Origin of the sequence: Streptomyces sp. NPDC051064 (genome assembly GCF_044455985.1) — a bacterium.
GTDB lineage: Bacteria > Actinomycetota > Actinomycetes > Streptomycetales > Streptomycetaceae > Streptomyces.
Genome location: NZ_JBITFK010000001.1, coordinates 290,813 through 305,389, shown reverse-complemented (window position 1 = coordinate 305,389; position 14,577 = coordinate 290,813). Strand labels below are relative to the sequence as shown.

The window sequence follows — 14,577 nt, the reverse complement described above, 5'->3', positions numbered from 1 at the left end:
AGAGGACTGTGAGCGACAAGAAGAAGGTCGTCGTCTTCGACTACGGCTTCGGCAACGTACGTTCCGCCGAGCGGGCCCTCGCCCACGTCGGCGGGGACGTGGAGATCACCCGGGACTTCGACACCGCGATGAACGCCGACGGGCTGCTCGTCCCCGGCGTCGGCGCCTTCTCCGCCTGCATGGCGGGACTGAAGCAGGCGCGCGGTGAATGGATCATCGGCCGCAGGCTGTCCGGCGGGCGTCCCGTCATGGGCATCTGCGTCGGCATGCAGATCCTGTTCGAGCGCGGCATCGAGCACGGCGTCGAGACGGAGGGCCTCGACGAGTGGCCCGGCACCGTCGGACCGCTGAAGGCCGACGTCGTGCCCCACATGGGCTGGAACACCGTCGAATCCCCCGAGGGATCCCAGCTCTTCGCGGGTCTGGACGCCGAGGCCCGCTACTACTTCGTGCACTCCTACGCGGCGCACGACTGGTCCCTCGAAGTGACCAACGCCAAGATCCGTGCCCCCAAGGTCACCTGGGCCACGCACGGAGAGCGGTTCGTGGCCGCCGTGGAGAACGGCGCGCTGTGGGCCACCCAGTTCCACCCCGAGAAGTCCGGCGATGCCGGCGCCCAGCTGCTGACCAACTGGATCGAGACGCTGTAATGCCGAAGCTTGAACTGCTCCCCGCCGTAGACGTCCGCGACGGACAGGCCGTCCGCCTCGTGCACGGCGAATCCGGCTCCGAGACCTCCTACGGCTCCCCGCTCGAGGCGGCCCTCGCCTGGCAGAGCTCCGGCGCCGAGTGGCTGCACCTCGTCGACCTGGACGCCGCCTTCGGCACCGGCGACAACCGCGCGCTGATCGCCGAGGTGGCCGGCGCCATGGACATCAAGGTCGAGCTCTCCGGCGGCATCCGCGACGACGCCTCGCTCGCCGCCGCGCTCGCCACCGGCTGCCGCCGGGTCAACCTCGGCACCGCCGCCCTGGAGAGCCCCGAGTGGGTCGCCAAGGTCATCGCCGAGCACGGCGACAAGATCGCCGTCGGCCTCGACGTCCGGGGCACCACGCTGCGCGGCCGCGGCTGGACCCGCGACGGCGGCGACCTCTACGAGACGCTCGCCCGCCTCGACTCCGAGGGCTGCGCCCGCTACGTCGTGACCGACATCGCCAAGGACGGCACGCTGCAGGGCCCCAACCTGGCCCTCCTGCGCGACGTCTGCGCCGCCACCGACAAGCCCGTCGTCGCCTCCGGCGGCGTCTCCTCGCTGGCCGACCTCCGCGCGATCTCCCTGCTCGTCCCGGAAGGCGTCGAGGGAGCCATCGTCGGCAAGGCGCTGTACGCCAAGGCGTTCACCCTGGAAGAGGCCCTCAAGGCGGTCGCCGGATGACGGACTCCGTACGCCGCGTCTCCTCGGGCGGCCCCTGGGAGGAGAAGTTCGGCTACTCCCGCGCGGTGCGGCTGCCGAACGGACTCGTCCTCGTCTCCGGCTGCACGTCCGTGGTCAACGGCGAGATCTCCGCGGGCGGTCCGTACGAGCAGGCCGTCGCCTCCTTCCAACTCGCCTTCGACGCCCTGAAGCAGGTCGGACTCGGCCGCGAGGACGTCGTCCGCACCCGGATGTACATCACGCACGCCCGCGACGTCGACGAGGTGGGCCGCGCCCACAAGGAGCTGTTCGACGACGTCCGGCCCGCCGCCTCCATGATCATCGTGTCCGGCTTCGTCGACCCCTCCCTGGTCGTCGAGGTCGAGATCGAGGCCTACCGGGCAGGTGAGCGATGACCCTCGCCGTACGGGTCATCCCGTGCCTGGACGTCGACAAGGGCCGCGTCGTCAAGGGCGTCAACTTCCAGAACCTGCGCGACGCGGGCGACCCCGTCGAGATGGCCAAGCTGTACGACGCCGAGGGCGCCGACGAGCTGACCTTCCTCGACATCACCGCCTCCAGCGGTGACCGAGAGACCACGTACGACGTGGTGCGCCGCACCGCCGAGCAGGTCTTCATCCCGCTCACCGTCGGCGGCGGGGTCCGCACCCCCGACGACGTCGACAAGCTGCTGCGCGCCGGGGCCGACAAGGTCGGCGTCAACACCGCCGCCATCGCCCGCCCCGACCTGATCCGCGAGATCGCCGAACGCTTCGGGCGCCAGGTCCTCGTGCTCTCCGTCGACGCCCGGCGCACCCCCGAGGGCACCTTCGAGGTGACGACCCACGGCGGCCGCAGGGGTACCGGCATCGACGCCGTCGAGTGGGCGCACCGGGCGGCCGAGCTCGGGGCGGGCGAGATCCTGCTCAACTCGATGGACGCGGACGGCACCAAGGACGGCTACGACACCGAGATGATCAAGGCGGTACGGGCCCACGTCACCGTCCCCGTCATCGCCTCGGGCGGCGCGGGCCGCCTCGCGGACTTCCCGCCGGCCGTCGACGCCGGCGCCGACGCGGTGCTCGCAGCGTCGGTCTTCCACTTCGGTGACCTGCGGATCTCCGAGGTCAAGGGCGCCCTGCGCGAGGCCGGGCACCCCGTTCGCTGACCCAGGGCAGGGAGATCGCCGGTCGCGAAGACCGGCGATCTCGCCGATGTCCGCCCGGGGGACGCGCCGCCAGAGTGGCGCCGTCAACCACATGACGGCGCCACCACGCGGTGCTCCCCCCGAAGGCCCCAGGACGACGGGGCAGCCGGCTGCCGCGGTGTGGTTCGCCACAATCGAGAGGATCCCCCCTCGTGCAGCAGCACCTCCCCTCCGGCGACATCTCCCCGCGCCGCCACCGGATGTCGAAGAGCCGCTCCCGCACCGTCAGGTTCGCCGTCGCGGCGGCGGCCGCCACGGCCGGTCTGGTCACCGCGCTGATGCCAGGCGCGCAGGCCGCCGACAATCCGTACGAGCGTGGTCCGGCGCCGAGCAACGCGAGTATCGAGGCGAGCCGCGGCTCGTACGCGACGTCCCAGACGTCCGTGTCGTCGCTGAGCGTCAGAGGGTTCGGCGGCGGCACGATCTACTATCCGACGTCCACCTCGGACGGGACGTTCGGAGCGGTCGTCATCTCACCCGGTTTCACCGCCTACCAGTCGAGCATCGCCTGGCTGGGTCCGCGTCTGGCGTCGCAGGGCTTCGTGGTGTTCACCATCGACACCAACACCACGTCGGACCAGCCGGCCAGCCGGGGTGACCAACTGCTCGCCGCCCTCGACTACTTGACCGAGGACAGCTCGGTGCGCAGCCGGGTCGACTCCTCCCGGCTGGGTGTGATGGGCCACTCCATGGGCGGGGGCGGCACGCTGGAGGCCGCGAAGGACCGTCCGTCGCTGCAGGCGGCGATCCCGCTGACCGGCTGGAACACGGACAAGTCCTGGCCCGAGGTGAAGACCCCGACCCTGGTCGTGGGGGCGGACGGCGACACGATCGCCCCCGTCGCCTCGCACTCGGAGCCGTTCTACAACTCGCTGCCGAGTTCGCTGGACAAGGCGTACCTGGAGCTCCGGGGTGCCACCCACTTCACCCCGAACACGTCCAACACGACGATCGCGAAGTACAGCATCTCGTGGCTGAAGCGCTTCATCGACAACGACACCCGCTACGAGCAGTTCCTCTGCCCGCTGCCGTCGACGAGCCTGACGATCGCCGAGTACAAGGGCAACTGCCCGCACACCTCCTGACCGTACGGACCAGGGGTCGGACCGCGTGCACGCGGTCCGGCCCTTCGTGCTGCTGCCCGGCCCGACGGCCGCGTGCCCCGGAGCGAAGACCGGCGATCTCGCCGATGTCCGCGCGGGGGACCCACCGCGAAAGTGGCGGCAGGCCAATGAAGGACGGCGCTACCGACGCGGTGCACTCCCGAAGGCCCCAGGACGACGGGGCGGTCGGCGGCCCGGTGCGGTTCCGCCATAACCGAGAGGAATCCCCGTGCAGCAGCACCTCCCCTCCGGCGACATCTCCCCGCGCCGCCACCGGATGTCGAAGAGCCGCTCCCGCACCGTCAAGGGCGCCCTGGCGGCAGCGGCGGCGACCGCCGGTCTGCTCACCGCGCTCGTCCCCGGCGGAGCCCAGGCCGCCGACAACCCGTACGAGCGTGGTCCGGCGCCGAGCAATTCGAGTATCGAGGCGAGCCGCGGTTCGTACGCCACGTCCCAGACGTCCGTGTCGTCGCTGAGCGTCAGAGGGTTCGGCGGCGGCACGATCTACTACCCGACGTCCACCTCGGACGGCACGTTCGGGGCGGTCGTCATCTCGCCCGGTTTCACCGCCTACGAGTCGAGCATCGCGTGGCTGGGTCCGCGTCTGGCGTCGCAGGGCTTCGTGGTGTTCACCATCGACACCAACACCACGCTGGACCAGCCGGCCAGCCGGGGTGACCAGCTGCTCGCCGCCCTCGACTACTTGACCGAGGACAGCTCGGTGCGCAGCCGGGTCGACCCCTCCCGGCTTGGTGTGATGGGCCACTCCATGGGCGGTGGCGGCACCTTGGAGGCCGCCAAGGACCGTCCCTCGCTGAAGGCGGCGATCCCGCTGACCGGCTGGAACACGGACAAGACGTGGCCGGAGGTGCAGACCCCGACCCTGGTCGTGGGGGCGGACGGTGACACGGTCGCTTCCGTCACCACGCATTCGAAGCCGTTCTACAACTCGCTGCCGAGTTCGCTGGACAAGGCGTACCTGGAGCTCCGGGGTGCCACCCACTTCACCCCGAACACGTCCAACACGACGATCGCGAAGTACAGCATCTCGTGGCTGAAGCGCTTCATCGACAACGACACCCGCTACGAGCAGTTCCTCTGCCCGATCCCGTCGGCCAGCCTGACGATCGCGGAGTACCGGGGCAACTGCCCGCACTGATCCGGGGGCGACCGGGGCCGGACCGCGCGTACCGCGGTCCGGCCCCTTCGCGTCGCCCGGTCCTCAGCCGCGCGAGAGGAACGCCGCGATGGCCTCGGCGAATCCGGGATCGCGCACCGCCGTCAGGTGGTCGCCAGGCAGCACGGTCAGCTCGGCCCCCGCGATCGCCGAGGCCAGCACCTCCGGCCGGGTCGCGAGGGGATCGCTCGCACCGGCCAGGACCAGCGTGGGGACCACGATCCGGTCCAGCGGGAGCGCGTCCCGGTGCGCCGCCCGTATCTGCGCGGCCAGCGCCAGCCGGTCGCCGCCCGCCGTGTCGGCCAGCACCCGGAACGCCCGTGTCCGCTCCGGCGCGTCCGCCGCGTCGTCGGCCGTCAGCGCCGCCGACACCAGTTCGGGCGGCATCACCCGGGTGTCCAGGCCCCCCACCTCCACCGCGCCCGCACCTATTCCCCCGGCCACCAGGCGGCTGACGCGCGTGTCCTCCGCCGCGGCCAGGACCGCCACCACCGCGCCCATGGAATACCCCACGAGATGCACGTGGTCCGCGCCGATACGGTCGATGAGCAGACGCACGTCACGGGCCATCAGCGACTCGCCGTAGTGGGTGTCGTCGTGCGGCCGGTCCGACTCGCCGTGGCCCCGCGCGTCCAGGGCGTACACCCGCCGGCCCCGCGCCAGGAGCGCCTCGACGACGCCGGAGCCCTCCCAGTTCAGCCGGGCGTGCGCGGCGAAGCCGTGCAGCAGGATCACCGGGGGCAGGGCACCGTCCGGATTCCGCGACCAGGACCAGTAACGCAGGGTCAAACCGTCGTGTGTACGCAATTCATCAGTCATGCACCGACGTTACGGGCGGCCGCCGCGGACCGGGCCGGGACTGTGCCCCGGCACAGCACGGACGCTGTTCCGTTGGGAGCCCGCACCGCTCCGGGCCGACCGGGAACCGGGAGCGGACGCGAGCCTTCCGACGCTGTTTACGCGGAAGTAACGTGAGAGCGTGATCCCATCGACGACCGTGCACAGTCCGCTCCGGCTGTACGGCCGCAGCGGTGAACTGGCCATCCTGGAAACCCTGTTGGGAAGGCTGCGGGCAGGGGGCGGCGGAGCGCTCGTGCTGACCTCGCCACCCGGCCTCGGCCGTACCGCCCTGCTGCGGCAGGCCGCCGCCCACTACCTCGGAAGGCACGGCGGACCCGTCCTGTACGCCGCCGCGGCCCCCACCGAACAGCGACTGCCCTACAGCGGGCTGCACGCCCTCCTCTGCTCCGCCCCCGGCCCGCTGCCCGTCGCGCCCGACACCATCCTGGGCTCCGGGATCACCCCGGGCGGGCTGCTCGGCCTGCTGCGGGGCCTTGGGGCCGAACAGCCCCTGCTGGTCTGCGTGGACGACGCGCACGCCTGGGACCCCGACTCCCGCGCCGCACTCGGCTTCGCGGCCCGCAGACTCGGCGCGGGCAGCCGGGTCGCGGTGGTGATCGGCGCGGCCGACGAGACCGCCTTCGCCGGGCTGCCCGCCCTGCGCCTCGGCCCGCTGGACGACGACGCGGCGACCGCGCTCCTGGACCGGCTCACCGACGGCACGGCCGATGTCGACCCCCTCGTACGCAGCGAACTCCTGCGCGAGGCGGCGGGCAACCCACGGCTGCTGGCCGGACTGGTCGGCCGTCTCACCCCGGGGCAGCTGGCCGGGCGAACCGCACTGCCGTACCCGCTCCCCGGTGCCGAGGGTGTCCTCGACGCCCACGCCGAGCACCTGGACGGTCTGCCGCCCGACACCCGGACCCTGCTCCTGCTGGCCGCGGCCGCGGAGGAGCACGAGCCGGACGGGGCCGGAGCCGACGCCGCCCTGCTGCTGAGAGCGGGCGCCCGGGCAGGGCTGGCGACCGTGCACCTCGACCGGGTGCTCTTCGCACCCGCCGGCACCGCCGGGGCGCTCCAACGCACGGGCAGCCGCGTGCACTTCAGCCACCCGCTGCTGCGCCGCGCGGTCCTGCACCGGGCCCCGCCCGGCCGCCGCAGGGCCGTGCACGAACTGCTCGCCGGGCTGCTCACCGGGCCCGGCTCGGCCCCGCTGCCCGCGCTCGTCCAGCTGTCCTGTGCCGCGCCCGGGCCGGACACCGCGCTCGCCGCCCAGCTGGAGGCCGCGGCCACCGCCCCGCGCCCGCACGGCGAACGGTCGGCAGCGCTGGCCCGCGCCGCCGCGCTCTCCACCGACGAGGCCCTGCGCGCCGCACGGTTCACCGCCGCCGCCGAGCAGGCGCGGCTGGCCGGCGACACCGGCCGGGCCCGCGCCATGCTGGCCCGCGTCGGCCCCCACCTCGCCGGAGGCGCCGCACCCTACGTACGCGGCATGCTCGCCCTGCGCGACGGACCGGCCGCCGACGCCCGTGAGGCCCTTCTGACCGCGGCGGAGCTGCTCGCCCCGCACGATCCCCGCCGCACCCTGGACGCCCTGTTCGGCGCGGCGGAGGCGGCGTGGGACATGGGGGACGCCATCGCGTACCTGGACGCCATGAACCGCATCCCCGTCGCCGCCGCCGACCGGTCCATGGCGCAGTACCGCGCCGGGATGTGCGCCGTGCTCGCCGGGCACCCCGACCGGGGCCACGCCCTCCTGCGGTGCTGCCTCGACTCCGCCGACCGCGCCGAGGACGCCGGGGAGCTCCTGCGGGCGGGCGCCTCGGCCCTGGTGCTCGGCGAGGTCGACGCGGCCTGCCGGGCAGGGGCCCGCGCTCTCGCCGTCGTACGCCTGCGGGGGCCCGAAGCCCTGCTGCCGCACGCCCTGGAGCAGCTCGCCTACGCCGAACTGCGCTCGGGGCAGCACGCCAGGGCCCGGGCCCACGCACTGGAAGGGCTGCACGCGGCCCGCCGTACCGGACAGCGGAACTCCGCCACCCATCTGCACTCCGTGCTCGCGCTCGCCGCCTCGGTGGAGGGGCCGGCCGAGGCGTGCGCCGCCCATGCCGACGCGGCGCTGGCCGGGGCGGGGCCGCACGGTCTGGCCCAGGCCGCGATGCTCGCCACCTGGGCGGTCGCCCGCGCGGACCTGGCGGCCGGGCGGCCCGGCGAGGCGGCGGCCCGGCTCGGCCCGCTGGTCAGGCCGGGGCCGGGGACGGGGCACTTCGCCACCCGGATGCTCGCCGTGCCGTGCTACGTCGAGGCGATGGTGCTCTCCGGCCGCGCCGACGCCGGGGCCGGTGAACTCGCCGTGGCCGTGGAAGAATTCACGCTGTGGACCGTCCGGACCACCGACCCCCAGGTCCCCGCCCAGCTGGCCCGCTGCCGCGCCCTGCTGGCGCCGCCCGAGGAGGCCGCCGCCCGGTACGAGGAGGCGCTGGCCCACCACGACCGCGCGGGCGGCGACTTCGAGCGCGCCCGCACCCAGCTCCTCCACGGCCAGCTGCTGCGCCGGCTGCGCCGCACCCGTGAGGCCCGCGGCCCGCTGCGCGACGCGCTGGTCGCCTTCGAACGCTGCTCGGCCCGCGTCTGGGCCGGACGGGCGGGCGGGGAGCTGCGGGCCGCCGGTGAGTCGGTGGACGTGCCGGACCAGAGCGGCCCCGGGCCGCTGGCCGGACTGACCCCGCAGCAGCAGCGGATCGCCCGCTGTGTCGCGGAGGGCGCCACCAACCGTGAGGTGGCGGTGCGGCTCTCGGTGAGCCCGCGGACCGTCGACCACCATCTCCGCAACGTCTTCGCGGCGCTCGGGGTCAGGTCCCGGACCGAGCTCGCGAGGCTGCTGGACAGCCCTTAGGGTCTCCCGTCCGGCTCGGGCCGGCGGGGCCGAGGTTGCAGGACCGTGATGAGAAGAACCACGCATGCCTCTAGGTACCGACCGGGCGGTATGCCATTCTGCGGTCGTCAGGATCGAACGGTGTGCGCCCGCCCGACGCCGGGCCGGGCACACACCGGGGCCGGCCCAACCTCGGCCGGCCGATTCCCGGTGGAGGCCGCCATGCCACAGGTCGTACGTTCACGGATCAGGGCGCTGCACGGACCGCCCCCCGTAGCGCCGTTGCCGCACCGCTTCCGCTCCCTGGCCGACCGCGAGGCCGTAGCGGTCCTCCACCGGGCGGCCCGCGGGCTCCTGGAGGCGCTGCCGGAGCTCACGGACCGGCTGGTCGAGGCGTTGCGGGAGCAGGAGCCCGCCTACCGCGCCGCGATGGAGACCGAGCCCGCCGAGATCTGGCAGGAGGTCCACCACTCCCTGCGGCACAACGTCGCCTCGCTCATCCAGCCCCGCGAGTTCCGGGAGGCCGCCCACCGCACCTCCCGGTGGATCGGCGAGAGCAGGGCCGAGCAGGGCGTGCCGCTCGACGCGGTCATGCACGCCTTCCGGATGGGCGGCGCGATGGTCTGGCAGGACCTGGTCGACGACACGGCCCGGCGCCACCCCGAGGACACCCGGCTGCTCGTCCATGTCGCCGCGGACGTCTGGAACTTCGTCGACGAGCACTGCGGCGTGGTGGCCGAGGCGTACAGGCAGGCCGAACGGCGGCTCTCCTGGCGCCGCGAGAACCAGCAGCGCCTGATGACGGCGGCCCTGCTGGACGGCACCGCCCGGATCGCGGACCTGCCGGACGCCGCGGCGATGCTGGGCCTCCCGGTGCAGGGGCGTTATGCCGTACTCGCGGTCGCCGGGGCCCGCCGGGCCCCGCACGGCACCGGGCGTCCGCCGGTCGCCCTGGCCGAGGGGACGCCCGCACTCTGGCACTCGGCGGGGGAAGTGGAGCTGGCGGTCCTGCCGCTGGGGGCCGTCCCGGTGGCCTCCGAGCCGGCGCCTCCCGGCGCCGGCGACACCGAGGCCGCGCCCGCCTCCGCCTCGGTCTCCGACGGTGACCTCGCCGCGCTCGCCGAGGGCCTGACGGTGCCTCCGGGCACCCGGGTCGGCATCAGCTCGGTGGTCGACGGGCTCGCCTCCGTCGGTGACGCGCGGCGCCTCGCCGAGACGGCGCTGCGCACCTGCCCGGCTTCCGGCGGCACCGTCCTGCTCGACGAGCACCTGCCCGCCGCGCTCGTCGTCTCCTCGCCCGGCCTCGGGACGGCGCTCGCCGACCGGGTCCTCGGGCCGCTGGACCGGCTCGACCCGGCGGACCGGGACGTGCTCATCGAGACGCTGACCGCGTGGCTCGACTCGGACGGCTCGGCCCAGCGGGCCGGAGCGAAGCTGTACTGCCACCGCAACACGGTGCTGAACCGGCTTCGGCGGTTCGAGCAGCTGACGGGCCGCTGTCTGACGCGGCCGTCCGACGCCGTCGAGGTGTCCCTGGCGCTGGCGGCACGGCGGCTGCTGCCGGGCTGAGGGCGGCCGCCACGCGGCGGCGGGGGTGTCTGGCCTCGGGGGAGCCGGGCCTCGGAGGCGGTCCTTCCGGGGCCGGGGCCGCCGACTGTGCGGCGGCACAGACCTTCGCCGGGTGGGCTGTAACCGCGCCGCGCCCCGTCCCGGCCCCCTGTGCCGCACCCGCCCCGGCTGATGCCATGACGCGCATGTCTTCAGCTGCCCCTTGCACAGCCGTACCGGCGGAGCGGATCCGATGAGCGGCGCGATCGACGCCCGGTCCCTCGCCGTGGTGATCTTCCTCGCCTTCGTCGCCGTGTCCCTGCTGCTGTGCGGACTCGCCGCCGCAGACCAGGACGATCCGGAACACTTCTACGCGGGCGGCGCCACCCTCGGCCCCGTCGGCGCCGGACTGGCCATCGCCGGGGACTACGTCTCCGCCGCCACGCTGCTCTCCACCACCGGATCCGTCGCGCTCGCCGGATTCGACGGCCTGCTGTTCGCCCTGGCGACGGTCGCCTCGCTGGCCCTCGTCATGCGCCTCTTCGCCGAACGCCTGCGCCGCAAAGGCGTGTTCACCATGGGGGACTTCCTCGCCGACCGGCTCGGCGACGGGTCCGTACGCCGTGCGCTCGGCGTGGCCACCCTCGTCGTACTGGCCCCGCTGCTGCTCGTACAGCTCACCACCGCCGGCCGCGTCATGACCTCCATGTTCGGGCTGCCCGACGGCGCCCTCACCGGCTGCACCGTCGCCAGTGGCGCACTGATGGTCTGCTACTCGGCGTTCGGCGGGATGCGGGGCACCGGCTACATCCAGATCCTCAAGGTGGCCGTCGTCCTGGGAGCGGTCACCCTGCTCGCGGGACTCGTCCTCGCGCGCTTCGACTGGTCCCCGTTCGCCCTCTTCGACGCCGCCCGGGCGGGCAGCGGGGCGGGCGGCGACTACGCGCGCCCCGGCCTGCAGTTCGGCCACGGACTCGCGGGCGGGCTCGACCTGATCGGCTTCCAGATCACCCTCCTGCTCGGCGCCGCCTGCATGCCGCACATCATGATGCGGCTCCACCCGGTCCCCGACGCCTGGACCGCCCGCAGGGCCGGCATCTGGGCCGTGAGCCCCGTCGCCCTGCTCTGCGTCGGCATCGTCATCGTCGGACTCGGAGCCTCCGCGCTGGTGGGCCGGGAACTGCTGCACGCAGCCGACCCGGCCGGCGGCACCTCCCTGCTGATGGTGACCAGCGCCCTGGACCCGGGTGCGGCCGGTCCACGCGACAGCCCCCTGTTCGCACTCGTGGCCTGCGCCGCGTTCGCCACCACCCTCGCCGCCGTCGCCGGGATCACCCTGGCCGCCGCCTCGTCCCTGGCCCGCGACTTCGCGGTGAAGTCGGGCGCCCAGGGCGAGGGCAAGGCCTCCGGCAGGGAGATCCGGCGCGCCCGCCGGGCCGTCGTCGGCATCGGAGCGCTCGCCGTCCTCCTCTCGGCGTACACCCACGACCGCAACCCCCAGGTGCTGCTCTCCCTCTCGTTCGCGGCGGCGGCGTCGGTCCTGCCGCCCGTCCTGCTGTACGCCCTGTTCCGGCCGCGCTTCGACGCCCGCGGGGTGCGGTGGACCGTGTACGGCACGCTTCCGCTGATCGGCATCCTGATGGTCCTGTCACCGGCGTTCTCCGGCACGCCGGTCGCGCTCTTCCCGGAGTGGGACTTCGACGTCTTCCCGCTCCAAACCCCGGGCCTGGTCACGATCCCGGCGGGATTCCTCCTCGGGCTGCTGGGATCGGGGCAGGACCCCGGCACCCCACCCGACGACCGGCACCGCCACCGGACCCACCGGGCATCCGCACGCGCCCGCGGCGGCGCCTGAGCGCGCTTCCGGAAGGGGCTACAGGCCGAGCTCGGCCGTGTGCAGCCGGGCCAGCGCGTCCTTGTCGCCGTCCAGCTCCACCCGCGCCGCGTCCTGCCGCCCGGCGGCGAAGAGCAGCAGCTCACCCGGCTCCCCGGTGACCGTCACCACCGGGGTGCCCTTGTGGGCGACCGCCGTCTGGCCGTCCGGGCGCCGCAGCACCAGCCCCACCGGGGCACGGCGTCCCAGCATCCGTGCCGTCTTCTCCGTGCGCGACCACAGCACATCGGCGAAGACCGGATCGAGGTCCCGCTGGGACCAGTCGGGCTGGGCCCTGCGCACGTCCTCCGTATGGATGTAGAACTCGACGGTGTTGGCCGCCTCGTCCAGCTGCTTCAGACCGAAGGGGGAGAAACGCGGTGGCCCCGTACGGATGAGCTGGATCAACTCCTCGTACGGCTTGGCGGCGAACTCGGCCTGGACCCGCTCCAGCCGGTTCTTCAGAGCACCCAGCATGATCCCGCCCGCCGCGTCCGCGCGGCGTTCACGTACCACGACATGGGCGGCCAGGTCACGGGTCTTCCAGCCGTTGCACAGGGTCCGGGCTTCGGGACCCGCCGCTTCCAACAGGTCGGCGAGCAGAAGACGTTCACGCTTCGCATGGGTCGACATGCCCGCCAGCGTACGACCGACGCCCGCGGTCCGCCCAGTGGACGCACGGCCGGACGGTCCCGCCCGGCGCGGCACAATGGGCGCATGACCAGCACGCCCGGCTCCACGCCCGCCAGCAATCTCGACCCGGCCGTCGCCGCCCGCCTCAAGCGCGGCCCCGACGGACTGTTCCCGGCCATCGCCCAGCAGTACGACACGGGCGAGGTGCTCATGCTCGGCTGGATGGACGACGAGGCGCTGCACCGCACCCTCACCACGGGCCGCTGCACCTACTGGTCCCGCAGCCGCCAGGAGTACTGGGTCAAGGGCGACACCTCCGGCCACACCCAGCAGGTCAGGTCCGTCGCCCTGGACTGCGACGCCGACACCGTCCTGGTGAAGGTCGACCAGACGGGTGCCGCCTGCCACACCGGCGCCCGCACCTGCTTCGACGAGGACGTCCTTCCGCTCACCGCGCCCCGATAAGGTCAGCCGCCATGGATCTCGAGACCTTCCGCAAGCTCGCCGTCGACCGGCGCGTCATCCCCGTCAGCCGCCGGCTCCTCGCGGACGGTGACACCCCGGTCGGGCTCTACCGCAAGCTCGCGGCCGAACGCACCGGCACGTTCCTCCTCGAATCCGCGGAGAACGGCCGCACCTGGTCCCGCTACTCCTTCATCGGGGTACGGAGCGCCGCCACCCTGACCTCCCTCGACGGAGCGGCCCACTGGCTGGGCGCCCCGCCGGTCGGCGTCCCCGTCGAAGGCGATCCGCTGCAGGCGCTCCGGGCCACGGTCGAGACCCTGCACACCCCCCGCGACCTGGTCGGCGACGAGGGCCTGCCGCCGTTCACCGGCGGCATGGTCGGCTACCTCGGCTACGACGTCGTACGCCGGCTGGAGCGGATCACCGAGCACGGCGGCGACGACCTCAAGCTCCCCGAGCTCACCATGCTGCTCACCTCGGACCTCGCCGTGCTCGACCACGGGAACGGCACCGTCCTGCTGATCGCCAACGCGATCAACCACAACGACCTGGACACCGGGGTCGACGAGGCCTACCAGGACGCGGTCGCCCGGCTCGACGCCATGGAGCGCGACCTGTCCAGGCCCGTGGAGAACACCCCCGCCGCGCTGCCGCCCTCCGAGCTCCCGCCGTACACCGCGCTCTGGGGCGGCCAGGCGTTCATGGACGCCGTGGAGGACGTCAAGGAGCGCATCAGGGCGGGCGAGGCCTTCCAGGTCGTCCCCTCCCAGCGCTTCGAGACGCCCTGTACGGCGAGCGCTCTGGACGTCTACCGGGTCCTGCGCGCCACCAACCCGTCGCCGTACATGTACCTCTTCCGCTTCGACGGCTTCGACGTCGTCGGCTCCAGCCCCGAGGCGCTCGTCAAGGTCGAGGACGGCCGGGCCATGGTTCATCCGATCGCCGGGACCAGGCACCGCGGCGCCACCCCGCAGGAGGACCAGGCGCTCGCCGACGAGCTCCTCGCCGACCCGAAGGAACGCGCCGAGCACCTGATGCTCGTCGACCTCGGCCGCAACGACCTGGGACGGGTCTGCGAACCCGGCAGTGTCGAGGTCGTCGACTTCATGGCGGTCGAGCGGTACTCGCACGTGATGCACATCGTCTCCACCGTCACCGGACGCGTCGCCGAGGGCCGCGGCGCCTTCGACGTCCTCACCGCGTGCTTCCCCGCGGGCACCCTCTCCGGCGCGCCCAAGCCCCGCGCCCTGCAGATCATCGAGGAGCTCGAACCCAGCCGCCGGGGCCTGTACGGCGGCTGCGTCGGCTACCTCGACTTCGCCGGGGACTCCGACACCGCCATCGCCATCCGGACCGCCCTGCTCCGCGACGGCACCGCGTACGTCCAGGCGGGCGCGGGCATCGTCGCGGACTCCGACCCGGTCGCCGAGGACATGGAGTGCCGCAACAAGGCCGCCGCGGTCCTGCGAGCCGTGCATACGGCGAACCGCCTCGGGGACCGGTGA

The 14,577-nt window shown here is 73.6% G+C and carries 13 protein-coding genes; 11 read left to right on the top strand and 2 right to left on the bottom strand.

The window, feature by feature from the left end:
* The first annotated feature begins 8 nt into the window (after positions 1–8).
* The 6 genes from hisH to ACIBCU_RS01385 all read left to right on the top strand — a co-directional run bounded on the left by hisH (position 9) and on the right by ACIBCU_RS01385 (position 4,823).
* Positions 9–650, top strand: a complete 642-nt coding sequence (hisH, locus tag ACIBCU_RS01410; RefSeq protein ID WP_362930385.1) for an imidazole glycerol phosphate synthase subunit HisH — start codon at positions 9–11, stop codon at positions 648–650.
* Positions 650–1,375, top strand: a complete 726-nt coding sequence (gene priA / locus ACIBCU_RS01405) for a bifunctional 1-(5-phosphoribosyl)-5-((5-phosphoribosylamino)methylideneamino)imidazole-4-carboxamide isomerase/phosphoribosylanthranilate isomerase PriA (protein WP_362930383.1) — start codon at positions 650–652, stop codon at positions 1,373–1,375. Before hisH ends, priA begins: the two co-directional genes overlap by 1 nt.
* Positions 1,372–1,770, top strand: a complete 399-nt coding sequence (locus ACIBCU_RS01400) for a RidA family protein (protein WP_362930381.1) — start codon at positions 1,372–1,374, stop codon at positions 1,768–1,770. Before priA ends, ACIBCU_RS01400 begins: the two co-directional genes overlap by 4 nt.
* Entirely contained in the window at positions 1,767–2,522 is a 756-nt protein-coding gene (gene hisF / locus ACIBCU_RS01395) for an imidazole glycerol phosphate synthase subunit HisF (RefSeq protein ID WP_362930379.1), read from the top strand. Before ACIBCU_RS01400 ends, hisF begins: the two co-directional genes overlap by 4 nt.
* 191 nt (positions 2,523–2,713) lie before the next feature.
* Positions 2,714–3,646, top strand: a complete 933-nt coding sequence (locus ACIBCU_RS01390; RefSeq protein ID WP_399228441.1) for an alpha/beta hydrolase family protein — start codon at positions 2,714–2,716, stop codon at positions 3,644–3,646.
* 247 nt (positions 3,647–3,893) lie between these two features.
* Positions 3,894–4,823: an alpha/beta hydrolase family protein gene (locus ACIBCU_RS01385; RefSeq protein WP_399228438.1), complete on the top strand. Its 930-nt coding sequence runs from the start codon at positions 3,894–3,896 to the stop codon at positions 4,821–4,823.
* Positions 4,824–4,886: 63 nt separating this feature from the next.
* Here ACIBCU_RS01385 and ACIBCU_RS01380 read toward each other — a convergent pair whose 3' ends face one another.
* Positions 4,887–5,660, bottom strand: a complete 774-nt coding sequence (locus ACIBCU_RS01380) for an alpha/beta fold hydrolase (protein WP_399228436.1) — start codon at positions 5,658–5,660, stop codon at positions 4,887–4,889.
* A gap of 160 nt (positions 5,661–5,820) precedes the next feature.
* Here ACIBCU_RS01380 and ACIBCU_RS01375 point away from each other — a divergent pair, with 160 nt between their 5' ends.
* The 3 genes from ACIBCU_RS01375 to ACIBCU_RS01365 all read left to right on the top strand — a co-directional run bounded on the left by ACIBCU_RS01375 (position 5,821) and on the right by ACIBCU_RS01365 (position 11,956).
* Positions 5,821–8,574: an AAA family ATPase gene (locus ACIBCU_RS01375; RefSeq protein ID WP_399228434.1), complete on the top strand. Its 2,754-nt coding sequence runs from the start codon at positions 5,821–5,823 to the stop codon at positions 8,572–8,574.
* A 201-nt stretch (positions 8,575–8,775) separates the two neighbouring features.
* A complete protein-coding gene (locus tag ACIBCU_RS01370) occupies positions 8,776–10,122 on the top strand; it encodes a PucR family transcriptional regulator (protein WP_399228432.1) in 1,347 nt (448 codons plus the stop codon).
* A gap of 232 nt (positions 10,123–10,354) precedes the next feature.
* Positions 10,355–11,956, top strand: a complete 1,602-nt coding sequence (locus ACIBCU_RS01365) for a cation acetate symporter (RefSeq protein ID WP_399228430.1) — start codon at positions 10,355–10,357, stop codon at positions 11,954–11,956.
* Between the two features lie 18 nt (positions 11,957–11,974).
* Here ACIBCU_RS01365 and ACIBCU_RS01360 read toward each other — a convergent pair whose 3' ends face one another.
* A complete protein-coding gene (locus ACIBCU_RS01360) occupies positions 11,975–12,607 on the bottom strand; it encodes a TIGR03085 family metal-binding protein (protein WP_362942777.1) in 633 nt (210 codons plus the stop codon).
* An 84-nt stretch (positions 12,608–12,691) separates the two neighbouring features.
* Here ACIBCU_RS01360 and hisI point away from each other — a divergent pair, with 84 nt between their 5' ends.
* Positions 12,692–13,072 (top strand): phosphoribosyl-AMP cyclohydrolase, encoded by a 381-nt coding sequence (gene hisI / locus ACIBCU_RS01355; protein WP_362942780.1) that lies wholly within the window; start codon positions 12,692–12,694, stop codon positions 13,070–13,072.
* An 11-nt stretch (positions 13,073–13,083) separates the two neighbouring features.
* Positions 13,084–14,577, top strand: a complete 1,494-nt coding sequence (locus ACIBCU_RS01350) for an anthranilate synthase component I (RefSeq protein ID WP_399228427.1) — start codon at positions 13,084–13,086, stop codon at positions 14,575–14,577.